Below are 22506 nucleotides of genomic sequence, written 5' to 3' on the forward strand. Positions count from 1 at the left end.
ATGAGGCAAGGTGAAAACACTGACTCCCGAGGAAGTTACAATCCTCATACCAACGAAGAACGAGGAAGAGGGAATCGGATGGGTTATTGACGAGTTCAAAAAACTTGGGTACACCAACATTCTGGTTGTGGATGGTCACAGCACCGACAGAACGAGGGAGATTGCCAAGGAGAAAGGGGCGACGGTCATAGTTCAGAGCGGTAAAGGCAAAGGGCAGGCGGTCGCGGAGGCCTTTAGTGTCATAGACACGCCTGTTGTTGTCATGATTGACGGCGATGGCACCTACGACCCAAAGGACGTTAAAAAGCTCCTTCAGCCTATCGAGAGGGGTATAGCCGAGCACGTTATAGGGAACCGTTTGATTAACTTTGAAAAGGGGGCGTTTACTCGGTTAAACCTGATTGGTAACAAGATTTTCAACGCGCTCTTTAGGACGATTTACGGCGTTGAAGTTCATGACATTCTCAGCGGTTATCGGGCCCTAACAAAGGACCTCTATAAGACGGTGAACCTTAAGAAGCACGGCTTTGAAGTCGAGACCGAGCTGACCGTTGAGACGATAGCCAACGGCTTCAGGATATTCGAGGTTCCGATTAACTATTACAAACGCAAGGGTCGGGCAAACCTTCACCCGATAAAGGACGGCTGGAGAATTGGGAAGACGATACTCGAGCTCCTCACTCGGTATAACCCTGGTAAGTACCTGTATTTCATTGGAACGTTCTTCCTTCTCGTGGGTCTCTTCACGGGAATTTATGTCGTCAAAGACTGGATGAGGGGCATAACCCATTACCTGCTTGCCCCCCTGACGTCCACTTTCGTTATCGTTGGTATCAACCTCATCGTCTTTGGGTTTATCGTCGGTTACATCTTTAAGAGCATTGCGGAGTTGAAGAGGGAGATAAGGACCATTGCGCTAAAGCAAGATAACCAGTGGTGACAGTGTATGCATAAAAAACCTTCTATAGCGATAATCGGTCTTAGGGGCATCCCATCAAAGTACGGTGGCACTGAAACGTTTGTGGAGGAACTTACCAAGAGGTTAAAGGATAAGTTTCTCTTCTATGTGATGCACGAGGACAGGACTTTTTTTGAGGACGAGTACAATGGGATTGTCCGTGTTCACTCCTTTTCAGTTGAGAGCAAAAGCACAAGTATTCCTTCAATCAATGATTTTCTGAATACCTTGTACATGCTTTCCAAGCATAAAAGAGATATCTCCCTCATGTACTTTTTGGGCCCGGATAGCTCCCTTGCGGCGATTCTTGCCCGGCTCGCAAAGAAGAGGCTCTTGATAAACCCAGACGGTGTTGAATGGAGGCGTTTGATAAAGAGAAGCCGCTTTGTTCCGTTCTACGTGTTTCCCCTCTACATGGCTACCATGCTTTACATGTACCTAATGGAATATCTCTCGTGCAAGCTTCCTGATGTTGTGGTTGCCGATTCTATGGGAATCAAGGAACATCTTGAGAGACATTATAATCCCAGAAGGGTTGTTTACATTGCCTACGGGGCAAGGGAGCTTTTGCCTTCTCAGTTATCTCGGGAGGAGGAGTTACGGATTCTCGAAAAGTTTGGCATTGAACCAAACGGGTACTACCTGACGGTTGCTCGTATCGTGGCCGAGAACAACATTCACGTGGAAGTTGAAGGATTCAAGATGGCGAACTCCGGTAAAAAGCTGGCCATAGTAGGGAACTTCAACAGACGGGATCCGTACACTCGGCATCTCCTTAAGTTAAAGGGGGATAGAAATGAGATACTGTTCCTTGACCCAATTTATGATAGGGAGGTCCTTGGTGTTTTGAGGAAGAACTGCTTTGCCTACATTCACGCCTATGAGGTTGGGGGTACTAATCCTTCTCTACTTGAACAGATGCTCTTTAGAAGACCGATACTGGCTTATGACGTGCCGTTCAACAAGGAGGTTCTTCAAGAGGGAGGGATTTATTTCAAGGATGCTGAGGACTTGGCGAGGAAAATGGAGATGCTTGAAGGTGGCTATTACGACTTAAAACTTATAAAGAAGACCCAGATTAAAAGGATACGAAGGCAGTACAACTGGGACAAGGTCGCGAGGGAGTATGTGAGAGTGTTTAGGAGTTTGATGAGGTGGTAGTGAGTGAGACTCCTTTTAATTAATTACATGGAAACCACAGCGCCTGGGGGGATTAACAAAGTAGTGTTTGAAATTGCTAGATGGATGTCTAAGTGGGGTCATGATGTCGTTGTTTTCAACCCTGCGTGGGATAAGGAGAAAGAGTTGACCACTGAGGAGATAGAAGGATTTAAATTAATTAGAGGATATAAATACTCCCCTTTGACATATGGCATGTATCTAAGGAATGCTAAGATCCTTAGAAATTTAATCAAGGAGTTTCATCCAGATGTAATTCATATTCATGGTGCTCATACAGTTTTTTCAGGAGAGACTATTCTTCTCTTAAAAAAATTAAAAAAACATCGGTATGTTCCAATAATATTTACTCCACATTATGACCCTCTAAATAGGAATACATTGGGAGGTATGTTATTTGGAAAATTTTATGATACTACCATTAACAAGTATGCAATTAGTTTGGTGGACTTTATTATCTCAATCTCGTATTTTGAAGCTGCTAACGTAATGTCCGTCTTTAAAGTTCCTGGATATAAAATAAAAGTAATCCCACATGGGGTTCCGATAGTGCCTAAACCAACTAAAAAAAAGTTTGAAGGTCAATTGAGGCTATTGTATGTGGGATATTTAAATCATTATAAGGGCATCCATTATATAATTCAGACATTATACTATCTTGTTCATGAATTTGGGTATACAAACGTTACCCTGACTATTGTTGGAGATGGTCCAGAAAAGAATTATCTAATGAACTTAGCCAAAAAACTAAATGTTGATAGATTTATACTCTGGCTTCCTTTCATGCCGCATGATAAAGTTATTGCTACAATGAGAACTTCGGATATTTTATTATTACTCTCCAAGTCTGAGGGTTATGGTATTGTAGTTGCTGAGGCCCTTGCTGTTGGTGTTCCTGCTATTGTCACAAAAGGTACTGCTCTTGAGGAGTTCATATGGGAGCCTGGATGTTTTGGGGTGAAATACCCTCCTAATCCGCGGGATGTTGCTGGGCTAATATCAAAGATTGTGAACAGCGATGTTAGAGTAGGCCCATTCAGTAAAAAAATCAGGACTTGGGATGAAGTTGTAAAAGATTATGAAGATGTATACTTCAAACTTATTAACAGCAGGTGAAAGCTATGAAAGTTTTGTTTATAACTCAGGAGATTCCAAATCCAACCGATGGGACGGGGATTAGATCTTACAATTTCATTAAATACTTATCAAATTTTTATGATATATATTTAATATCCTATTTATCACCTAAAGAATATCTCGAAAAATACTACAATGAGATGAAACAATTATGTAAACACATTTATATAATAAAACGGAACAATACAAGCTTATATTTTAGTACAATCAAAAATCTATTTCAATATCTGTTTTTTGGATGGAGGTTTACCTATGGAAGAATAGACCCTCTGGGTGCTATGTACTCTATTAAAATGGCTAAGTTGATTGAGGATGTTATCTCAGAAATAAAACCTAACGTGATTGTCTCAGATAATACTATGGCGTACTATGTAGCAAAGGCTCCAGTCAAGAAAATTGTAGACGCCACAGATTGTAATTCCAAGTTATGGGTGGATTTGTATTGGGCATCAACATCCTTTTTAGAGAAAACTTTTTGGGCTATTGAGTTCATTAGGGAAGTGTATAAGGAACTGTTTGTATATTCCCTCTACGACCGGGTTATTGTAGTAACTAACGAAGACAAGAGACTTCTTTCAAGAAGAGTGTCTCCTTATAAAATTACTGTGATACCCAATGGCATTGAAGGAATAAAACAAAGCTCCCAAATACGGATACGTGAATATCCCCTATCTATAGCATATATTGGACACTTGGGAGATAAAAAGAACATCGATTCCATCATGTACTTTTATTATAATATATACAAGCATATAAAAAAGGAAATTCCAACAATACGACTTTATCTAATCGGAAAAGAGCCCTCTCCAGTTTTAGAGAAAATAGAAAAAATGGATAAAAGCGTTATAATCACGGGGTTTGTTAAAGATATTGAAAAGTACGTATCTAGAGTCTCTGTAGTAGTCGTTCCAACTGTGTATGGAACTGGAATCAAAAACAAAATGCTTCTAGCCTTGGCCCTAGGAAAACCTGTTGTGGCAACCTCGGTTGGTGCTCTCGGCATCAATGGTAAGACTAATCACCACTTTTTAGTTACCGACGATCCGAAACAATTCAGTAGATATATTATAGATATTCTCCAAAGTGCTACAAAACGAAGAAAGCTTGGTTACTGTGGAACTAAGTTAGTTAAGGACAAGTATACATGGGAAAACGCAGGAAGATTGTTAAAATATGAAATCGAGAAATTGGTTGATTAGTTTGTAATTCCGTCTAAGATGCCCTTTAAATACGACAAATACAAATCCCAATTAGTATGATAGATAACGAAAACACCAAAATAAAACCATATTTCCCAAGTAAACGTATATAACAAACTAACATTTAAGAATTTAATTAGGCTATTTTTCTTTAAAAACCAAAATCTATTTCGTATCATATGATAAATAAAGAATGAACTTTTGGGGCCTCCACTGGAAGCTGCTACTTTGTGCCATATCTTTGCAGTGGGCACATAGACTAGTGTATAACCTTCTCTTTTTGTTCTAAAATCTAAATCTGTCTCCTCCCAATAACAGAAAAATCTTTCATCAAAGAGCCCAATTTTTTCTAGAACTTCTTTTTTAATCAGCATGCAAGATCCCTCAATTTTATCAACACTCATAAGTTTATTCCATTGCCCTTGATCCACCTCATTAAAACCGTATCTTTTCTCTGTGCCTCTCCAAAGAACTAAATCTGCTCCAGTAAAGTTAATTACGTCATTCCTACTGTTATAATCATAGTAATAAATCTTTGGCCCTGTAATTCCAATTTTTTCATCATTTTCAGCAACATTAACGAGCTCGTCTAGAAAGTGTGGGTCTACTACAGTATCATTGTTCAAAAGTAAGATATAATCTGGATTTAATGTACTTAGAGCAAACTTCATACCAATGTTATTACCCCCAGCAAAACCGTAGTTGTTTTTGTTTTTAATTAAAATCATTCTTCTATCTATATCACACTTTTCATAAAGTGCTTTTTTGTTAAATCGTCCATGCTTTGCATCATTCTCACTAATTTCAAACACTTTAATTGGCTTATTATACGGATTATATTCAAAGAATTTTGAGTTAACCTGCATTCTTCCGGAAGCGTATTCTTTGATATTCTTAATTGAGTTATCACTAGAACCATTGTCAACAACGATAACATCGTAGTTAGGGTATGTTATTCTATACACTGACTCTAGGCACTCTATTGTGTCTCTCCAGCCGTTCCAGTTAAGGATTATTATAGTAACTCTCGGGGCGGTCATCATTATGGTACCGGTCAAAAACATTATAAAGACTTTTCTATGGTATTATGCTTGGAGTGTGGGAATGAGCAAAAGGAAGGAAATTATAATTACAATTTCAATCCTGCTAGGATTAAATTCGTCAATAATTGCAGGTTATTTAGGGATTCATATTCCTTTGGCTAGGTACGTTTTTGGGTTTCTTGTGTTAACATTTTTGCCTGGTTATCTCTTATTAGCTATATCCGGAGCAACCTTCGATAGCTTTTCAGAGCGGGTATTTATGAGTGTTGCTCTGAGTATCTCCGTCATCATGCTTGTGGGAATTTTTGCTAATTTTGTATATCCCCTTCTTGGAGTGGATAAGCCGATTACTCTCTGGTCAATTTTAGTGACCATTAACTTGATTATCCTATCTCTTGTTATGATGTATAAGAAAATTGGATTTAGTGTTTCTGATAATTACACAAACAAAAAGATAGTTCTTTCAAAATTGGATTTTCCCTTTATCCTCCTACCAATTTGGTCTCTACTTGGTGCTTATCGTTTTAGTCATTATGGAGATAATAAGGGGTTGCTTTTCTTGTATCTCGTTATTTCTTTTACCCCTATACTCTTTTTTAGATATAAAACTTTTAACAAAACTTTTGCTATATGGTCTATTGCCATCTCTTTAATATGGTCCACTACTTTTGGAGTGTCCTGGGGGTATATTTGGGGATACGATATAAATGGCGAGTATCATTATGCTAACTTAGTGCTTTCAAGTGGGATTTGGAATATTTCAACATACTATCAATACAACACAATTGCAAGCGATAATATTTTGGCACCGGTTTATTCTTTGATTTTAAGTGTTAATATAATATGGATCTTTAAAATTATATATCCCTTATTTCTTTCATTAGTTCCTGTAATTTTGCTTAAAGCATATGAAAAACTTCTAAAAAATAAAATGTTGGCAGAATTTTCAGTGCTTTTCTTTGTTTTTTTATCAACCTTTTTTACAGAGCTAGTCCAACTAGCAAGACAAATGATAGCAGAACTATACTTAGCTCTCTTAGTTTACATGCTTATAACGAGAGTAAACAAAACCTTTGTACTTCTTTTTTTGATATCACTTGCAGTTTCCCATTATGGGACAGCATACCTAGTTATGTTCGCTTTTTTGTTCATCTCTTTCCTTAAAGCATTTAGCCCTAACATCAAACAAAAATTTAGTAATACCCTAGTGATGGTTTTCTCTGTTGTTACGATACTTTGGTACTCCTATGCTGGAAGAGGAGTTCAATTCACTAACCTGACTCTTATTGGATATCAGACACTGATAATGCTTAAGAATATATTTAATCCTCAGTATTCTCAGGGACTTGAACTTATAGTTTCTAAAACAACCCTTGGGTGGGAAATTGCAAAATGGGTAAATATAATTGCACAGATTATGATCATGATTGGCATAATGAAAACGGTGTATAATGCTAAAGATAACAAGAAATACCTTGAATTTTATATCCTCTCCTTTGTCTTTTTCCTTTATGATATCGCGGGAATTGTAGTGCCATACTTCTCAAACAGACTTAATGCTACACGACTGTATCAAATAACTTTGTTTTTCCTATCACCATATTTCACTATTGGAATCACTACGCTTATAACATTGCTAAGAAAAATTTTGCCGTTTAAAAAGATTGGAACTATCGAGAAAAAAGCCACTAGGGTCATAGCAATTTTTCTGGTTATATACTTCTTATCAAATTCAGGGATCATAGTGGTGGCATTACATGACCCTCATCCTCCAATATGGTTAGAGAAAATCAATGGTCCATACTGGGACTCTAGCGAAATATATGGGGGTAAGTGGCTTGTCATCCACAAAGGTAATAACATGAAAATATATTCTGATCAAGACCATGCCTTAATATTTCTCGGTCTTATTGGTCAGCCAATTTCGGGGGTATCCTTTAGAGGAAATTTAAATGAGGATATAATTCTTAATCTTCCTAACAAAGATGCATATTTATACTTTGGATCAATTGAAGTTGTTAGAAAAAAAGTACCTGTACAAGTTTGGTTTGGTTCTATTAGTAAGGTAAAGTATGTGTCTCTATATAACCCTACACTATTCAGATATCTCCTAAATTCACAAAAAATATATGCCTCAAACTCAGTTTGGATATACAAGGTTTAAGGGAGAGTGATTAGAATGGACTGCCCTAATGTAATGTTTATTATTGTAGACACCCTTAGAGATGACTATGCTAAGTCCTTAAAAAGCGAACTTAAGAAACTGGGGTTTATCCCCTATGAGAATGTTATTGCAACTGCATCTTGGACGACTCCAAGCCATGCATCAATTTTCACAGGAATGTATCCAGCATTCCATGAAGCTCATGAAACTAAGGATAAAAAAGATGTTAAAGTAAGGCTTAACATCAAACGAAACCTTTTGAGTTTTAAATTACGAGAACTAGGTTATGACACATATTTGTTAAGTGCAAATCCATATATTCGTCCTGAATTTGGATTTGTGGGCTTTGATAACTTTTATGACAGTATGTACTTGCCACAGTTTTCTTTGTTATCATCAACTGAGAAAACTTTAATAAAACGGCTTGAGAACCACTATAAATCCAAATTAAAGCTAATCTGGGGCTTTGTACAAAATAGATATTTTAACCTTTTGATTAAAGCTAGTCTTAGTTATTTAGTTAGTAAACCTTATTTGTATATTTATTCAGCGTTAAAAAGATGGCCTAAGGACAAAGGGGCAACTGATATTATAAAAGTTCTAAAACAATATCTCTCGTCTGCTGAGAGTATCCCGAAATTTGTCTTTATTAATTTCATGGAGGTTCATGAGCCTTATTTTTTGGGTGATGATTTAGGTGGAACCGGGTTCAGGGAGAATTTGAAAACAAATACTCTCAAATGGGAATTTGTTCAAAAATGGACAAAGTTATATCCAAATGAAGTTTTATATATAACTAAAAAAATCATAGATATAATGAAATTCTTAAAAGAAAAACGGACTTTTGATGATTTCCTTATTATAGTAACTAGTGATCATGGTCAATTATTAGGTGAACACAACAGAATAGGGCATGGAACGTTCTTATACGATGAATTGCTTAGAGTCCCTTTGTTAGTAAAATATCCCAAATGTCATGAGTTAGAACTATTGGATCCAAATAATAAACTACAACAATATGTTAGCTTAACGAAACTTAAACCATTTATTCTTGGGTTGATTGATAATAAATTTTCAGATGATAGTGTTTTGTATAACGATACCGTATTTGCTGAATCCTATGGAATTCATCAAAATGTTGGAAAGCCCCGTAATGAAATAGAACGAAAAAACATCGAGGAACTTGAAAAATACCGTATTGCTATTTACTACAAAAACTTCAAGGGCATCTTCAACGTCACAGACTGGAAATTTGAGAAAATCATTTCCTATGACCCTAACATTGAGGTTACAGAAGACATCGTTAAGCATATGAAAAAAGAAGTCATTAAGTTCCTCAAAATGGCCACAGCTACGAAGGTCCCAAAGATTAAGTTTTAACAAAGCTTCCCGAGAATCTTTTCCAATATTTTCAATCTAATCCCCGTCTTCTTCTCCACGGCTTTGAGCACATCCACGTCTTCCCTTTCAATACTCCGGGTCAGGAGGATGAGGATTAGATAGACACCAATAATGCCAGCGGTGATAACGAGGGCGCTCCAGATACTCCTCGTGGAAACGTGAAGGTCCAGAGCCATCCCCAAAAGGCCAGCCCCGCAGAGGAGTACTTTGGTGTAGCTTCTGCTGAACGGATGAACCCCAACCTTCTTGTACAGTCTCGCGGAGTTGAGGACGTTTACCGTGAGGTACGACACTGCGGTTGCAACGGCCGCACCGTTTATCCCGTAAGCGGGTATTAGGAGTGCGTTTAGGACAACGTTCGTCCCCGCGGACAGCAGGTTTGAGGACATTATGAAACCGTTATCCCCTATGACTATCAGGCTCAACCCGTTTAACCCAAGGAGTGTGTGGAACATAAACCCAGCCGCCAGAATCTGGAGGGCGGTTGCTGCGGGGGTGTACTTGGGGCCGAAGAAGAACCCTATCGTTGCCGCCGGGAACAGGAACATGAGGGCAAAGAGGGGGAACGTTGCTATGAATATCCACTTGGTGAGAACTTGGTAAACCCTCTTGAATTCTTCGAGCTGTCCCCTCGCATAGAGGGCCGTTGCGAGGGGAGGGAAGATTACTCCCGCGGAGTTCAGAAAGATGGGTAAGAGCTTCGCAATAGGCGCGGCACCGTTGTAGAGGCCGGCCGCCCCCGGTCCGAGGTAGTGGCCGAGCATTAGCGTATCCGTCCAGGTCATTATGAAGCTCGCCAGTCCCGTCAGCATGAGGGGAACGGAGAACTTAACCAATTCCTTCCCAATTTTCGAATCCAACGCGGGCTTTACGTCGAAGGTTCTTACCCTTAGAACGTCAAGTGTGAGGGTCGCAAAGGTCACTGCCTGCGCGAGAACGTAGGCTAGGAAGACGAACTCAAAGGAGAACCCAAGCACTACACCAACCACCACAAAGGCCAAGAACAGCGCGGGATACGCCACGTTCTGGAAATACACCTGCTCCCTAACCCGTCCGAATCCCCTGGATATCGATACCATGACCGAGACCAGTGCGGAAAACGGCAGGGCGAAGGCAAGTATTCTGAGTGCGTGTGCGAGTGCTCCTCCACCGAAGAGGCCGGCGACCTCGGGGGAACCCGCGAAGAGGAAGCCCGCCCATACCAGTCCGCTGATTAACGTCAGCGTGATGGCTGTGGATGTCAGTTGCCCCACCTTCGATGGGTCCTTCTCACGGTAAAACGCGACCTCCCTCGGGAGGGAATTCGGGAAGCCGAGGGTCGCGACGACGAGGGCTATGCTCAGAACGGTTAAGGCGAGGTTGAAGACGCCGTAGTCCGACGTCGAGAAGTGCCTCGCTATTATCGCTCTGCTGACGAACTGCAGGAGCATCGAGATTACGGTGCCTGCGAAAACGATTCCGGTCCCCCTGGCGATTTTCTGGAGCGCTTGGCTTGCCTCGCTCATGGGAGTCACCTTTTGACTCATTTGACTCAGGGTTGACTCATGTTGAGTCTTTAGTTTATACTTGCCCCTTTCAACACACTCGAAACTTTCTTAACCAGATTGCCAAGATCCCTTGTCGCTGTTTGTCTTGAAACTTTAAACAGCTCCTGGTATTCCTTATTCGTTATACTGCCTTTTCCTTCACATAGAGTACTACCCTGAAATTATGAAAATCGGAGGATTCTCTTTGATTCCATCTAGACACTGATAGAAGTGACTGCCGTAGGAAGGCCGACGTTTGCCATTTCCAGTACCCTTGAGCGCTCACGTTCCTTTTTTCTCTGGACTACAACTATTGAAATCATCATTTCAACCCGGTCTTCGCTGATCTTAATCTCCGCGTGGAGCCTCCTAATGTTCCTGAGCAGGCCTTTGTCCAATCCGAACTTCTTGGATGCCCCAAGTATCTCAAAACCGATGACGTCCAGCTTATCCCCACCCGAAAGCCGGCCAAAGTCAAGAATAACATCGTCCCCAAGCATAACGGAATGCTCATACTTGCCCTCCGGCACCACTACAAAGAGTGAATCGACGAGGGGATCGTAATCCACGGGTCTGAACTCAATCTTCTCCCCCATACTCTTTCACCTTCGTTCTCCTCTTGGAGGGTTGCGGAAACACCGTCACCACGGTTAATTTTAATTTGCTCTTAACATGCCTTGCATCCACTATTATTATCAGGTCCTTATCCTCAGTATACGCGTAATATAACTTAAACCTCCCCTCAGGCTCTTGCTGGAGCACGCCTCTGAGTCTCTGTGGGTTATAAAGCAGTTCTTCCACCAAATCCTTTGAAATTCCCCTAATCTGGAGGCGATATTCACAGTGATGTGTAACTGTAACCTCAGAGATGCTTTTGGATCTCAACAGAGCCACGAACTTGGTGAAATCCATGTTTCTTCGAATATTGTATCCAAACCGAGAATTTAAATATTACGTTTCTGGAGCCTCTCCCTGAATGAAGCTTTCAAAAAAGCAACGTAAAGATTAGAGCTTCGCTTATGAGGACTCATGAGCCTTTTCCACGTGACAGACCAGAAAACATCAAACCTACGTCCAGCAAAAACGATTCCAGTTCCCCTAGCAATCTTCTGCAGGGCCTGGCTTGCCTCGCTCATGAGGGTCACCTACTTATTTCTTTCAGATATTGCATGAGACGTATGAGTCCTCTTACAGTTCCAATTTGTTGCATTAAAATGTCAACACGATTTATTATCCTCGGGACTAGGCTCCTGAGTGATTCATCCTTTGAGAGCTGATTTCCAAGCTCACGAATAATTACCTCATAATCCAGCCCGGTTTCAACGAGTGCAATCAGGTCCTCAATGTCCCTCATCCGTTCCATTGAAGTTGCACTTTTAAACAAAAAGATGTCTTCTTTTGAAACCAAGTGTATCTTGAAGAACTCGTGATATTCAAAATCTCTAGGAACTTTAGCTCTTGGGATCATACTATCAGATAGGTACAGCTTGTTGAGAACTCTCTTCACAAAAACATCGAAACCAAACCCGTATAAAGGGTGCAGGTACTTAGCACTCATACCCAAATCATAATCCCATTGTGACCTGTACTGCCTCACATAAATTGGTAGTTTTGACAGTGGAGTTTCTAGAAGGTTCTGCATAAGAGAGAATTGTTTCCTGCTTAACAGTACAACGTCAATATCCTTTGTCGCACTTTTGAGCCCTCTGAGAGCCAGATTCCCACCACCAATCAAGTAGACTTCCAGAGGCTCGATGTTAAGTAGCTTTGCCTTTTTCTCCAGCAAGTGGAATTCAGATATTATCTTTCCTCTGGTTACTGCACTCACTTCTCTTCACCGAAGTACATTTTGAGGATTTCTTTCACTTCCTTCATAGGGGGATAGGGATATTTTTTAACCTCTTTGTCTCTGAGGTATTCCAACAACCCGCTCACACTAACGTCATATTTTCTACCGAGCTCAATAAGTTTCTTTTGATTTATCTCCTCTCTATGCGCCAACAGCAGGACAATTGAATACAGAATCGTCCTCGGGCTGAAATCAATTAGCAGTGCATGCACAATAACATCTTCCAGCGAAAGTCCCTCCGTTTTCTCAGAATAATAATAGTGGTATTGTCCGATTCCAATAAGCCCCACTCCAAAATCGCTGAATCTTTCAAGCCCAGTTAGATGAAAATTCCCGATATCTTTTCCTCTGTACGCTCCAGTCTCCAGGATAAACTCCCCGACTCCACTCCACACCAAGGCGGAATCCTCGGAGAACTCCCTTGCTTTGATGGAATTTTGTAGCTCATAAAATTCCTCTGCAAACTCGTGAAACAGGCTATATCTCTCCACTAGAAAATACTTTTCATCTTTCTTCCCGAGGATACCGTAATTGGAGAGCTTGTTAACTACATGGTAGAACGTGCTTCTTGAAAGGTTGCCCTTTATGCGGAGCTCATGGGCACTCAACGGGACGGGCTTGAGAACCGCGAGGAGGGTGAGGTTCTTTCCGCTCAGGATTTCATCAAGGGGCATGTGACCAAACTTGGAGGTCAATTTTCTAAAAAGTTCTGCGGGCTTTGTCTCGTTTAGTGATGCTATCTTGCATCTCCCCTTTTTTTCCGTCTTTACTAGGCCCTTTCTTTCAAGAGATGCAATGAGAATAGAGGTTCGGTAAATGGATAGGTCCAGTTCGTTGGCTAACTCGGTTATGGTTTTTCTGGCTTTAAGCTTTAAAAGTACCCTAACTTCCATTTTTGAAAGGGGTTTCATGTACAAAAATTAGAAAATATTATATATAACACTTTCGGTTTTTTAGATTGTTCGATTATGGACACTCCTCAATAAAACCCTCTAGGTCTCTAATTCGCCCCGCGTGGCGTCCATTGTGTTGCTTATCAGCCGGGAGTTCCGCCCTCTGGTGCATTCTGTTGCATGAGTGCAACAGAAACGCACCGTTCATGCAACGGGCGATGAGCTTGTAGCTCGTATTTGCTAATCTAAACGGAAAAGTATTGCCTGTTGAATACATGTTCGTGTGTGGTGTGCGCTCCCAGTAAATTCTCTCCTCAGTTTGTATACCTTAAGAGGTCGCGTTAGTTTCTGACGCGACTTATCGATGATGGTGGAGTTTTCACCGGCTTTGAAACCTGAAAGAAAAGTAGTAATTTTTCTCAATGGTGACCGTTTTGGCCACTGGCCTACCAAACTTTTCGACCCAAATACTCCCTCAGCCCCTCCCTCCAGTTCGGCATCCTCAGGTCGAGCTCGTGAAGCTTTCTGTTCTCCAGCGCCGAGAACCTCGGCCTCCTCGCGAGCCTGTCCAGCTCGCCGGAGCTTATCGGCTCGACCTCAACGTCCCAGCCGAGGATTCTGAAAACCTCGAGGGTGAACTCGTACCAGGAGCAGTGCCCTTCATTCACCATATGGTAGACCCCGTACTCAGGCTCAATCTTCAGGAACTCCACCAGGGTTCTGGCCACGTCGAGGGTGTGGGTCGGGCTCATGACCTGATCGTTAACTATCCTGAGCCTCTCCCCGCGCTTCGCCTTCTCGATGACCCAGTTCACGAAGTTCCCGCCCTTTCCGCTCGCCCCGGCTTTACCGTAGAGGCTCGCGACACGTATGATGTAATGTCTCCTCGAATAGTTTCGCGTGAAAACCTCGCCGGCGAGCTTGCTCGTCCCGTAGACGTTTATCGGGTTTGGGACGTCGTCCTCGGTGTACGGCTCTCCTTTCTCTCCGTCGAAGACGTAGTCCGTGCTGATATAAACGTTCACCGCTCCAACTTCCTCCGCAGCCCTCGCGACGTTGAGCGCTCCGACCGCGTTCACCGAGAAGGCCTTCTCCGGGTAACGCTCGGCATCGTCGACGCGGACGTAGGCGGCCGTGTTGATTATGACTTCGGGCTTGACCTCCTTCAGAATCCTCAGGCTCTCGGGAACAGTCACGTCGAGGTCCCTGTGGGTCAGCGGAACGACATCAAATCCTTTCTCCCTAAAAACCTCAACCAAATCCGTCCCGAGCTGGCCGTTTGCCCCTATGATTGCGACCCTCATGAGGAACCACCATTTTTGATGACTTCTTCCAGTTTTTCTTTGCTGTCCACAAGCGTTATTCCTTTCCCTTCGCACGCTTTTCCAAAGTCGCTGTCAAACGATATCAGGTACCTAACCCCGTAGAACTTACAGGTTGCGAGAATAATCGCGTCAGTTGGCAGGAGTCCATATGTACCCATGAGCACTATCGCATCCTCTCCGATAAGCATATTATCAGAGAGGTAGGAAAACTCATCAAGAATTGAATAAAGGGGGCTTCTGCCAACGTTCTTGACGAGCGAAGGTTTGTGCTTTAAAGTGTAGCTCTTTTCTCCGGTCGAGTCCTTCAGGTACCTGATTGAGACCTCGGTTAGGACAATACCGTTTATGAAAACGTCACCAAGGCTTTTTGCGGCCTCTATTATCTCCTTTGCACGATTTTCCCCGTAAAAGTAGTCCAGGATAACATTGCTGTCAATGAAAAACCTAAACCTCCCACTCGTCATAGATATCAGCCTCAATCTCATCGATGCTTTTCTTTTTCCCTTTTAGAATCCCGAAGGTGTCTTTGAAATCCTTGGCGGAGATTTTTCGTACTATGAACCGGGCCTCCCTCTCTAGGAGCGACTTAACGAACTCCTCCATGCCGTCGGGAACGTTGAGAGTAATCACCACTTTGCCCACATTATCACCTCTTTTTATCTGGACACCGGAGCTAAAAAATTTGTGAGAATCACCTCAGAACACCCAGCCCCTCTCGACGGCCTCCTTCAGCGTCGGCCACTTCCTGTCCTTCTCCGAGATTATCGGCTCATCAACCGGCCAGTCTATGCTTAGCTCGGGGTCGTTCCAGATTATTCCCCCCTCGTAGTCGGGGGCGTAAACGTTGTCCACCTTGTAGACCACGTCGGCAACCTCGCTGAGGACGACGAAGCCATGGGCGAAGCCCCTCGGGACGTAGAGCTGCCATTTGTTGAACTCGGACAGAATAACTCCGACCCACCTTCCGAACGTCGGCGAGTTTTTTCTCAGGTCAACGGCCACGTCGTAGATAACCCCCCTGACAACGCGGACAATCTTCGCCTGGGCGTAGGGCTCGCGCTGGAAGTGCAGACCGCGGAGCACGCCGTACCGGGAGCGGGAGTGGTTGTCCTGGACGAACTCCCCCTTTATCCCAGCGCTCTCGAAGTCGGGCTTCTTGTAGGTCTCCATAAAGAAGCCCCTCTCGTCGCCGAATACCTTCGGCTTGATGAGTACAACGTCCGGAATCTCAAGCCTCTCGAACTCGAAGGGCATCGCCATCACCTTAACTCAAGTTTAAGTTCGGGCGCCACTTTCTTTACCTCACTGAAGTGTTTATCCATCGTTACCAGCGTTAGCTCCCTGCTAATGGCAACGGCGGCAATTACTACGTCCACGGCGGGAACTGGAGTCCCCCTCTTTACGAGCTTTTCCGAAAGCTCAACTGCCAATGCGTACTCCCTGGGTGTGGGGATTAGAATCCCCAGGTCAAGAACAACGGCTTTTGGATACTCGACGAGGTTGAGGGTCGTCGTGTACCCCCTGCTGGCGTTTATCGTTCCTTTGACCATCTCAATCAGGACGTTCGTGTCGTAAAGCTTTCTGTCCTCTCCCATTCGAGCTCCCTCGCTTTTTTGTAGTTCATTTCATACTCATCAGCGGGAGTCGATGATATCTCGTCGAGTACGTTCTTCCCCAGGATTTTCCTGAATTCCTCCATTGACATCTCGGTTCTGGAGTTCTCAAGCTCTCTGAGGTATTCGGCTATTGCCCTTCTTGCAACTTCACTCCACTTTATCTCTGGGTGTTCCTTCATCTTCCTGTACAGGTCGGGGGGTATCGAGAGCGTCATCGTTGGCATGGCACCACCGTACATAATTATGTGTAATCACATACTTAAGTTTTCTCACCATCCCAGCTTCCACGGCGTCGGGTGGAGGACCTTCTCGTTCACCAGCGGCCTCCACCAGTCCTCGTTCCTCAGGTACCACTCGACGGTCAGCTTTATGCCCTCCTCAAAACTCACCTTCGGACGCCACTTCAGGTCCCTCGTTATCTTCCAGGAGTCGAGGGAGTACCTCAGGTCGTGTCCGGGTCTGTCCTCGACGAACTCTATCAGCGACTCGTCCTTTCCGAGGAGTTTGAGAATCGTCCTGACGACCTCTAGGTTCGTCTTCTCCTCGCCGGCAGAGACGTTGTAGACCTCCCTCGGTTCACCCTTCAGCAGAACCCTCTCGACGGCCCTCACGTGGTCCTCAACGTAAATCCAGTCCCTGACGTTCTGGCCGGTGCCGTAGATTGGAACCTTGAGCCCCATGTTGGCCCTTATTATTGTCTTGGGTATGAGCTTCTCCGGGAACTGGTAGGGGCCGTAGTTGTTTGTGCATCTCGTTATCGAGGCGTTGAGCTTGTAAGTCCTTGCCCATCCGAGGACGAGGGTGTCGGCGGCAGCTTTGGTGGCGGAGTATGGGGAGGAGGGCTTCAGCGCGTCTTCCTCCCTGAAGGAGCCCTCGAGTATGTCACCGTAGACCTCGTCTGTGCTTATGTGGACGAGCCTCGCCTCGGGGTTCTCCTTTCGTATCGCCTCGAGGATTGTGTAAACGCCAATCACGTTGCTCCTGAGGAAGTGGTCAGGACTTGAGATGCTTCTGTCGACGTGGGTGTTGTGGGCTACTATGTTCCCGACACCAGCTATAAAGTTGTGAGATCTTTCGACCTCTAAGTCATAGACGTAGCCCTCGTACTCGATTTCAATTATCTCCCTTTTCCCAGCGGAAACGTTGTAAAACAGCCTTGTCCTGATGGTGTATGAAGTATGGTTCCCATTTCTCGGCTTGCTTATATGGTACGTGTAATCAACACCCATCAGTGCCAGGAGCAATCCCAGCCCAGCTGCCAGTCTTCTTGAGACCGTTGTATACTCGGCAGTCTTATCTCTTTTCCAGCGCCTATACGTTCCGTCTCCTTCTAACAACGTTTCCCAGAATAACGTCTGATACTTCTTGTCCAGTCCGTACACGAAATCTGGAAGTCTTTTTTCTGGGGCATTTTTGCCGCAGAGCCTTATGCACATTTGGTAAAATTCTTTGCTGTTTAGTTCCAGCTGATAAACTCCGTGTTTTCGTTTTATAATTGAGTATGAGCCGTTCGAAATTAGCCTATAATCTTCAGCCAAGCTCTTTAGCCAATCTTCGTTGCTATTATTTATGACCACAGTGTATGAGCCGTTTGCTTTGTTGTATGTGGCGTTTCCTTCTGAAATGTATGCTGCGAGTAGTCTCAGGAGGGCTTCTAATTTCTCTCCAGTGTATGTTTTATCAAGAGCTACCCTTAAATGGCCGGTTCCCTCAGCATGAATCTTGGCAGTGTTTCTAAATTTGTGTTCGTGTGGGTAGTAGTTTATCCTCCTAATTGCCAAAAGCTCCGGGTTTAAATCTGCATCGACGAGGTTTCCAAAAACATCGTATACGGAGTGGTTTGGGGTCACGCAGATTTCTCCCCACTTCTGGCGCAGACATAGGAGTTTCCCTTTGTAATAATGCCGGATAATCTTTTTCAGCGGAAACCATGCCCCATAGCCGTTGTAAAATGACAGTACCTTTATGTTTTTCCCCGAAACATCGATTATTTCATGCTTCCCGTCTTTTATCACCCTGTTAGTTTTGCGCAGTTGCTCAAATAATTCACCGAATGTTACAAGCCTTATCCTGCCATGTCTGTGAACTGCCACAAATTCATCTTCCGCAACGCTTTCTGCCGCGAAGTTAACGACCGCATCAACCTGCTTTACGAGCCCCTTCATCAGCTCGAAGTCCGCTATGTCACCCTTCACGAAGGTGTAGCGGGGGTCGTCTTCAACGTCCCTCAGGTTTGCCGGGTTCGACCCGTAGCCGAGCTTGTCGAGGTTGATTACCTCCCAGTCAGAATGCTCTTTGAGGACGTAGTGGATGAAGTTGCTCCCTATGAAGCCCATCCCACCGGTTACGAGGAGCCTCATCCTTCCACCTCACAGGATTATCCTCGAGTTGTCGCCGACGACGAGCTTCTTCCCGAGGGGGTGGGAGTTGCCCTTTAGAATCTTAACCCCCCGTCCGATGACGCTCTCGACTATCCTGCCGGCGTTCCTAATCTCGCTGTCCGGCAGGATTATCGAGTCCTCCACCTCAGTGTTCTCAATGACGACGTTGTCGCCGATGCTCGTGTAGGGCCCTATGTAGGAGTTCCTTATCACTACGTTCCTGCCGATTATCACCGGGCCCTTTATGACCGTGTTCTCGTCTATCTCGCTCCCCTCCCCGATGACGACCCTTCCGTGAACCCTCGCCCTCGTCTCGATTCTCACGTCCGGTTTCAGGTCGTCTAGTATGAGCCTGTTGGCGTCGAGCAAATCTTCAGGCTTCCCCGTGTCCTTCCACCATCCGGTGACCTTCGTCCAGCCGACGCGGTAGCCGTGGTCGATGAGCCACTGTATTGCATCGGTAATCTCGAGCTCGTTCCTCCAGGAGGGCTTTATGTTCCTGACCGCCTCGTGGATTACCGGCTTGAAGAAGTATATCCCGACAAGCGCGAGGTTGCTCGGCGGGTTCTTCGGCTTCTCGACGAGCCTCTTTATCGTTTTCCCATCCTCGCTCAGCTCGGCGACGCCGAACTGCCTCGGGTCCGGGACCTCTTGGAGGAGTATGCTCGCGTCGTAGTTTCCCTTCTCGAAGTGCTCCCTGTGTTTGGCTATTCCCTCCCTCAGGATGTTGTCCCCGAGGTACATGACGAAGTCGTCGTCGCCCAGGTAGTCCCTGGCCACGAGTATCGCGTGCGCCAGACCCTTCGGCTCCCCCTGGTAGATAAACTCTATCTCCGCGTCCCAGTCCCTGCTCATAACGGTCTCCTTCACCTGCTCGGCGTTCGGGCCGACTATTATCCCAATCTCGTGGATTCCCGCCTCGATGACGTCCTCTATCGCGTAGAAGAGGACCGGCTTGTTAGCCACCGGGATGAGTTGCTTCTGCTGGGAGTAAGTAAGGGGCCTGAGCCTCGTTCCGTGGCCACCGGATAGTATGAGTGCCTTCACTTCCATCCCCCCTCGAGCACGTCCTCAATCCTAAAAACTCCCCTGTCCACTATAACTTTTCCCTCCGCGTAGGCGTACCTGACCACAACGCTCCCGTTCAGGTTCTTCGGAAGCACGAACTCATTTCTGCCCTTCACGCCGTACCACTTCTTGAACACGAGCGTTCCGTTGTCGAGGTATCCAAATATCCCAAGTCCGGTCCCGGTCGCGTTCTCAAACCTCAGCACGATGGAGCCGTTTTCAGCGGTAACAACGACGTTCGGATGAAGGAAGCGGTAGACCTTGATGTAGCCGCCGTCGGAGTACACTAGGCGGTACCCCTTCATCCCGCCGTTGAAGAGGAGCTGGGCGAGCGTCGTCCTGAATGCCTTTTCGTTCATGATGAACGCGTAGTCGTAGTTGAGGTTCACGTAGACGTAGAGGCCGTTTCCGCCTTTTCCCACGCGCTTGATGGACTTCCCGGCTTCAATAATCAGCTCCGCGGGGGTCACGGGGCCCCTCGGCGTCTGCACCGAGACGGAGATGGCGTTGCCGCTCCGCGCGAGGACGACGGAGTAGCCCTCTCCCGAGAACACCATCGTCCCCCCTAGTCCCCCGTGAAGCCAGAGGGGCACGATGAAGTAGCCGTCCCATCCCTTTATCCCCGCGGTGTCGAGTATGGACGGGAACTGAAGGGCGGTTGGAAGCGAGACGATGACGTAGTCAACGCCTAGACCCATCAGCGTCCTGTTGGGCAGGAGGCCGAGGTAGTACTTTGCAACCAGTCCGCTTGGGCTCCCCTGTGCAACCGGTGCCCTGTGGGCGTAGTAGGTTACCCAGTGGCCGTAGTTCCACCAGGTGATGACAACGTCGTTTATAGCTGAGTGGTTGCCTATGTACTCTAGGGCGGCCTCCCAGTGGGGGTTCATGAAGGGCTCCACGTCCCACGTCGTCTTGACGCCCTCGACTGCAGTCACCGCCGGAACCAAGAGCACGAGGGCGGTGACGGCGAGCGCCGCACCCTTCGTTTCCCTTCCCTTCACCAAGTTGGCCAGCTCGGTGAGTCCAACCCCCGCCATAACCGCGACCGCGAGGGACCCTATGAATAGGAACCGCGTCCATATCAGGAGCATTGGAACAGATACGAACGCCAGGCCAAGGATGACGTAGTCGCCGAGCCTTTTCCTCCTGAAGCCCAGGAGGAACGCGGGGGTCACGAGAAAGGAAAGGCCGTAGGCCTCCCACAGGTCGTGGAGACCCGTTCTCTGGGTCTCTATTATCGGTGCGTTCACGAATATCCCCTTTACCAGCGACTCCGCTGTTCCGTAGTACCTGAGACCGATGAGGGCCGCGACGACCGCACCGGCTCCAACGACCCAGAGCCTCTTCCTTCCCCTGACTTTCCTTCCGACTATGAGGAGGACCACAATCGCAACCAGGGCAACCGGAGCGGCGTACTTCAGGTAGGCCAGAAGGAACGCGTCCTTTATGAAGCCGAAGTGGAGGCCGAGCTTCTTCGCGAGGCTTTGTCCGAGTCCCCTGTCGTAGCCGACCATGCCGTAGTGGAAAATTCCCCCGAGGGCGTTTGCAAGCAGGGCCCCGAGGGCGGTTGAGATTGTTATTGCGGCCCCGTCAAGTATCGTCTCATCTTTCTCGAGTATGAAGGCCCCCACCGAGAGCAAAACCGCGTTCGCGAGGACGAAGGCGAATATGGGGTAGTACGCCTGCCAGAATATGGCGGATAGGCCCACCGCGATTCCCGGGATTGCGTAGAACGCGAACCTCTCGTACCTCCACCGCCGGGGCCTCCACGTCAGTCCGAGGGAGATTCCCAGGAGGGCAACGCCGTACCAGAAGAGCATGTAGTTATCGCCGCGGTAGTATCCAGCCATCGAGCGGAAGACGTGGCCAAAGCTCACGGCGAGGAGGAACGATGCCAGGAACGCCTCCTTCTTCCCGTACAGCCTGAGGACCGCGAGGTACGTTAGGACGACCGTCAGCACGCCGAAGATTACGGGTGTGATTCTGAAGGCGTTGAAGACCGAAACTCCGAAAGGATGGAGGAGCTTGTACACGTAGGCCGGCGTCATCCAGAGGCCGAGCGGGTGGAAGAGCTTAATCTGCATGCCCCACGGGCCGAAGGCGTAGGGAAAGAAGTTCACCCAGCCGTGCCTAAGGGCGTACTCGATGTAGGCCAGGTGGAAGTACGGGTCGTAGCCGAGCAGGTACTTGAAGCGCATGGGAAGGAGCCTTACGACGAGCGCTACGGCTGTCACGACCGAAAGGGCAACCTTAGGCTCCAAGAACCTGACGAGAACGTTTTTGGTTTTGTTTTCACCGCCCCCCATCAGAATCTCCCTCTTTTTCGCTGTTGTTATTCCTACGAAGGGGGGCAATAAAAGGGTTGCGCAAGCGCTGGGGGGTTATCAACCCCGTTGAGCGCGGGGAAATGCCTCCAAGAACAGAAATTATTTTCGAATCACTTAAAAAATTTTACGCTAACTAAAAGTGAAGATTTATATGGGTGAAACTTCACTCCAGCCTTTCCAGGGGCACTCCTCACTCCTTCTAACTCCCTCTTACACAGTCTGAAAATATCACGTCTGGAAGAGCCTTCTGACCACCGGGTCAGGGATTATGTATTCCCTTCCCACATGCTCCAGAAAGCCGTAGTTGACGAGCTTCTTGAGGAGCAGGTTAAGATTTTTGTCATCAATCCCCTTACCTTCTCTGAGTTCTAGGGCGTTCTTTATTTCCGTCCAGGAAGCAGAGTTCTTCCTGGAAGTGATGCCCGCCACGATTTCCATAA

General features: G+C 45.9%; 24 protein-coding genes. 6 read left to right on the forward strand and 18 right to left on the reverse strand.

What is annotated here, in order from left to right:
• Positions 1–10: 10 nt before the first annotated feature.
• From aglJ to CS910_RS02645, 4 genes are read left to right on the forward strand one after another with little or no spacing between them, the layout of a single operon-like run.
• Complete coding sequence (gene aglJ, locus CS910_RS02630; RefSeq protein ID WP_197704277.1) at positions 11–940, forward strand: S-layer glycoprotein N-glycosyltransferase AglJ; 930 nt, start codon at positions 11–13, stop codon at positions 938–940.
• Between the two features lie 6 nt (positions 941–946).
• Positions 947–2119 (forward strand): DUF1972 domain-containing protein, encoded by a 1173-nt coding sequence (locus CS910_RS02635; RefSeq protein WP_099209611.1) that lies wholly within the window; start codon positions 947–949, stop codon positions 2117–2119.
• Positions 2120–2122: 3 nt separating this feature from the next.
• The gene (locus CS910_RS02640; protein WP_099209612.1) at positions 2123–3253 is read left to right on the forward strand and encodes a glycosyltransferase family 4 protein; all 1131 of its coding nucleotides are present in this window, start codon (positions 2123–2125) and stop codon (positions 3251–3253) included.
• A gap of 5 nt (positions 3254–3258) precedes the next feature.
• The gene (locus CS910_RS02645) at positions 3259–4473 is read left to right on the forward strand and encodes a glycosyltransferase family 4 protein (RefSeq protein ID WP_099209613.1); all 1215 of its coding nucleotides are present in this window, start codon (positions 3259–3261) and stop codon (positions 4471–4473) included.
• Here CS910_RS02645 and CS910_RS02650 read toward each other — a convergent pair.
• The gene (locus CS910_RS02650) at positions 4470–5513 is read right to left on the reverse strand and encodes a glycosyltransferase family 2 protein (RefSeq protein ID WP_099212387.1); all 1044 of its coding nucleotides are present in this window, start codon (positions 5511–5513) and stop codon (positions 4470–4472) included. The two genes, CS910_RS02645 and CS910_RS02650, sit on opposite strands and share 4 nt — an antisense overlap.
• Positions 5514–5577: 64 nt before the next feature.
• Here CS910_RS02650 and CS910_RS02655 point away from each other — a divergent pair, with 64 nt between their 5' ends.
• On the forward strand, positions 5578–7680 hold the full coding sequence (locus CS910_RS02655; RefSeq protein ID WP_099212389.1) for a DUF2206 domain-containing protein: 2103 nt from the start codon (positions 5578–5580) through the stop codon (positions 7678–7680).
• A gap of 15 nt (positions 7681–7695) precedes the next feature.
• Entirely contained in the window at positions 7696–9060 is a 1365-nt protein-coding gene (locus CS910_RS02660) for a sulfatase-like hydrolase/transferase (protein WP_099209614.1), read from the forward strand.
• On the opposite strand, the gene CS910_RS02665 is transcribed toward CS910_RS02660, so the two are convergent.
• From CS910_RS02665 to CS910_RS02745, 17 genes are all read right to left on the reverse strand, one after another.
• On the reverse strand, positions 9057–10586 hold the full coding sequence (locus CS910_RS02665) for a flippase (RefSeq protein ID WP_099209615.1): 1530 nt from the start codon (positions 10584–10586) through the stop codon (positions 9057–9059). The genes CS910_RS02660 and CS910_RS02665 overlap by 4 nt on opposite strands.
• Before the next feature lie 50 nt (positions 10587–10636).
• A complete protein-coding gene (locus CS910_RS12230; protein ID WP_197704286.1) occupies positions 10637–10753 on the reverse strand; it encodes a hypothetical protein in 117 nt (38 codons plus the stop codon).
• Positions 10754–10822: 69 nt separating this feature from the next.
• Positions 10823–11203: a DUF2283 domain-containing protein gene (locus CS910_RS02675; RefSeq protein WP_099209616.1), complete on the reverse strand. Its 381-nt coding sequence runs from the start codon at positions 11201–11203 to the stop codon at positions 10823–10825.
• Positions 11187–11492 (reverse strand): hypothetical protein, encoded by a 306-nt coding sequence (locus CS910_RS02680; protein ID WP_145955340.1) that lies wholly within the window; start codon positions 11490–11492, stop codon positions 11187–11189. Before CS910_RS02680 ends, CS910_RS02675 begins: the two co-directional genes overlap by 17 nt.
• A 59-nt stretch (positions 11493–11551) precedes the next feature.
• Positions 11552–11743 carry a hypothetical protein gene (locus CS910_RS12035; RefSeq protein WP_223211914.1) on the reverse strand — a complete coding sequence of 64 codons (192 nt, stop codon included), beginning with the start codon at positions 11741–11743 and terminating at the stop codon, positions 11552–11554.
• A 5-nt stretch (positions 11744–11748) separates the two neighbouring features.
• Positions 11749–12435 carry a hypothetical protein gene (locus CS910_RS02690; RefSeq protein ID WP_099209618.1) on the reverse strand — a complete coding sequence of 229 codons (687 nt, stop codon included), beginning with the start codon at positions 12433–12435 and terminating at the stop codon, positions 11749–11751.
• A complete protein-coding gene (locus CS910_RS02695) occupies positions 12432–13367 on the reverse strand; it encodes a helix-turn-helix transcriptional regulator (RefSeq protein WP_099209619.1) in 936 nt (311 codons plus the stop codon). The genes CS910_RS02690 and CS910_RS02695 overlap by 4 nt, the downstream gene beginning before the upstream one ends.
• Positions 13368–13795: 428 nt before the next feature.
• A complete protein-coding gene (gene rfbD, locus CS910_RS02700; RefSeq protein WP_099209620.1) occupies positions 13796–14653 on the reverse strand; it encodes a dTDP-4-dehydrorhamnose reductase in 858 nt (285 codons plus the stop codon).
• Entirely contained in the window at positions 14650–15159 is a 510-nt protein-coding gene (locus CS910_RS02705) for a type II toxin-antitoxin system VapC family toxin (RefSeq protein ID WP_223211915.1), read from the reverse strand. Before CS910_RS02705 ends, rfbD begins: the two co-directional genes overlap by 4 nt.
• Positions 15119–15316: a hypothetical protein gene (locus tag CS910_RS02710; protein ID WP_099209622.1), complete on the reverse strand. Its 198-nt coding sequence runs from the start codon at positions 15314–15316 to the stop codon at positions 15119–15121. Before CS910_RS02710 ends, CS910_RS02705 begins: the two co-directional genes overlap by 41 nt.
• Before the next feature lie 54 nt (positions 15317–15370).
• Entirely contained in the window at positions 15371–15928 is a 558-nt protein-coding gene (gene rfbC / locus CS910_RS02715; RefSeq protein ID WP_099209623.1) for a dTDP-4-dehydrorhamnose 3,5-epimerase, read from the reverse strand.
• Positions 15929–15933: 5 nt separating this feature from the next.
• Positions 15934–16269, reverse strand: a complete 336-nt coding sequence (locus CS910_RS02720; RefSeq protein ID WP_099209624.1) for a PIN domain-containing protein — start codon at positions 16267–16269, stop codon at positions 15934–15936.
• Positions 16230–16514 carry a hypothetical protein gene (locus CS910_RS02725; protein WP_099209625.1) on the reverse strand — a complete coding sequence of 95 codons (285 nt, stop codon included), beginning with the start codon at positions 16512–16514 and terminating at the stop codon, positions 16230–16232. The genes CS910_RS02720 and CS910_RS02725 overlap by 40 nt, the downstream gene beginning before the upstream one ends.
• 45 nt (positions 16515–16559) lie before the next feature.
• Positions 16560–18650 (reverse strand): dTDP-glucose 4,6-dehydratase, encoded by a 2091-nt coding sequence (gene rfbB / locus CS910_RS02730; RefSeq protein WP_099209626.1) that lies wholly within the window; start codon positions 18648–18650, stop codon positions 16560–16562.
• A gap of 9 nt (positions 18651–18659) precedes the next feature.
• A complete protein-coding gene (locus CS910_RS02735) occupies positions 18660–19718 on the reverse strand; it encodes a glucose-1-phosphate thymidylyltransferase (protein WP_099209627.1) in 1059 nt (352 codons plus the stop codon).
• On the reverse strand, positions 19715–22045 hold the full coding sequence (locus tag CS910_RS02740) for an STT3 domain-containing protein (protein WP_099209628.1): 2331 nt from the start codon (positions 22043–22045) through the stop codon (positions 19715–19717). The genes CS910_RS02735 and CS910_RS02740 overlap by 4 nt, the downstream gene beginning before the upstream one ends.
• A gap of 249 nt (positions 22046–22294) precedes the next feature.
• Positions 22295–22504 carry a hypothetical protein gene (locus tag CS910_RS02745; RefSeq protein ID WP_099209629.1) on the reverse strand — a complete coding sequence of 70 codons (210 nt, stop codon included), beginning with the start codon at positions 22502–22504 and terminating at the stop codon, positions 22295–22297.
• Positions 22505–22506: the final 2 nt, after the last annotated feature.

The organism is Thermococcus henrietii (assembly GCF_900198835.1).
GTDB classification, from domain to species: Archaea; Methanobacteriota_B; Thermococci; order Thermococcales; family Thermococcaceae; genus Thermococcus; species Thermococcus henrietii.

Excerpts from the sequence above, each read along its gene's own strand:
- CS910_RS02660 (WP_099209614.1), top strand. The coding sequence starts at position 7,696 with ATGGACTGCCCTAATGTAATGTTTATTATTGTAGACACCCTTAGAGAT.
- CS910_RS02635 (WP_099209611.1), top strand. The coding sequence starts at position 947 with ATGCATAAAAAACCTTCTATAGCGATAATCGGTCTTAGGGGCATCCCA.
- CS910_RS12035 (WP_223211914.1), bottom strand. The coding sequence starts at position 11,743 with ATGAGCGAGGCAAGCCAGGCCCTGCAGAAGATTGCTAGGGGAACTGGA.
- rfbB (WP_099209626.1), bottom strand. The coding sequence starts at position 18,650 with ATGAGGCTCCTCGTAACCGGTGGGATGGGCTTCATAGGGAGCAACTTC.
- CS910_RS02720 (WP_099209624.1), bottom strand. The coding sequence starts at position 16,269 with ATGGGAGAGGACAGAAAGCTTTACGACACGAACGTCCTGATTGAGATG.
- CS910_RS02695 (WP_099209619.1), bottom strand. The coding sequence starts at position 13,367 with ATGAAACCCCTTTCAAAAATGGAAGTTAGGGTACTTTTAAAGCTTAAA.
- rfbD (WP_099209620.1), bottom strand. The coding sequence starts at position 14,653 with ATGAGGGTCGCAATCATAGGGGCAAACGGCCAGCTCGGGACGGATTTG.
- CS910_RS02705 (WP_223211915.1), bottom strand. The coding sequence starts at position 15,159 with ATGAGATTGAGGCTGATATCTATGACGAGTGGGAGGTTTAGGTTTTTC.
- CS910_RS02655 (WP_099212389.1), top strand. The coding sequence starts at position 5,578 with ATGAGCAAAAGGAAGGAAATTATAATTACAATTTCAATCCTGCTAGGA.
- rfbC (WP_099209623.1), bottom strand. The coding sequence starts at position 15,928 with ATGCCCTTCGAGTTCGAGAGGCTTGAGATTCCGGACGTTGTACTCATC.
- CS910_RS02650 (WP_099212387.1), bottom strand. The coding sequence starts at position 5,513 with ATGACCGCCCCGAGAGTTACTATAATAATCCTTAACTGGAACGGCTGG.
- CS910_RS02740 (WP_099209628.1), bottom strand. The coding sequence starts at position 22,045 with ATGGGGGGCGGTGAAAACAAAACCAAAAACGTTCTCGTCAGGTTCTTG.
- CS910_RS02645 (WP_099209613.1), top strand. The coding sequence starts at position 3,259 with ATGAAAGTTTTGTTTATAACTCAGGAGATTCCAAATCCAACCGATGGG.
- CS910_RS02725 (WP_099209625.1), bottom strand. The coding sequence starts at position 16,514 with ATGCCAACGATGACGCTCTCGATACCCCCCGACCTGTACAGGAAGATG.
- CS910_RS02665 (WP_099209615.1), bottom strand. The coding sequence starts at position 10,586 with ATGAGCGAGGCAAGCCAAGCGCTCCAGAAAATCGCCAGGGGGACCGGA.
- CS910_RS02675 (WP_099209616.1), bottom strand. The coding sequence starts at position 11,203 with ATGGGGGAGAAGATTGAGTTCAGACCCGTGGATTACGATCCCCTCGTC.
- CS910_RS02745 (WP_099209629.1), bottom strand. The coding sequence starts at position 22,504 with ATGGAAATCGTGGCGGGCATCACTTCCAGGAAGAACTCTGCTTCCTGG.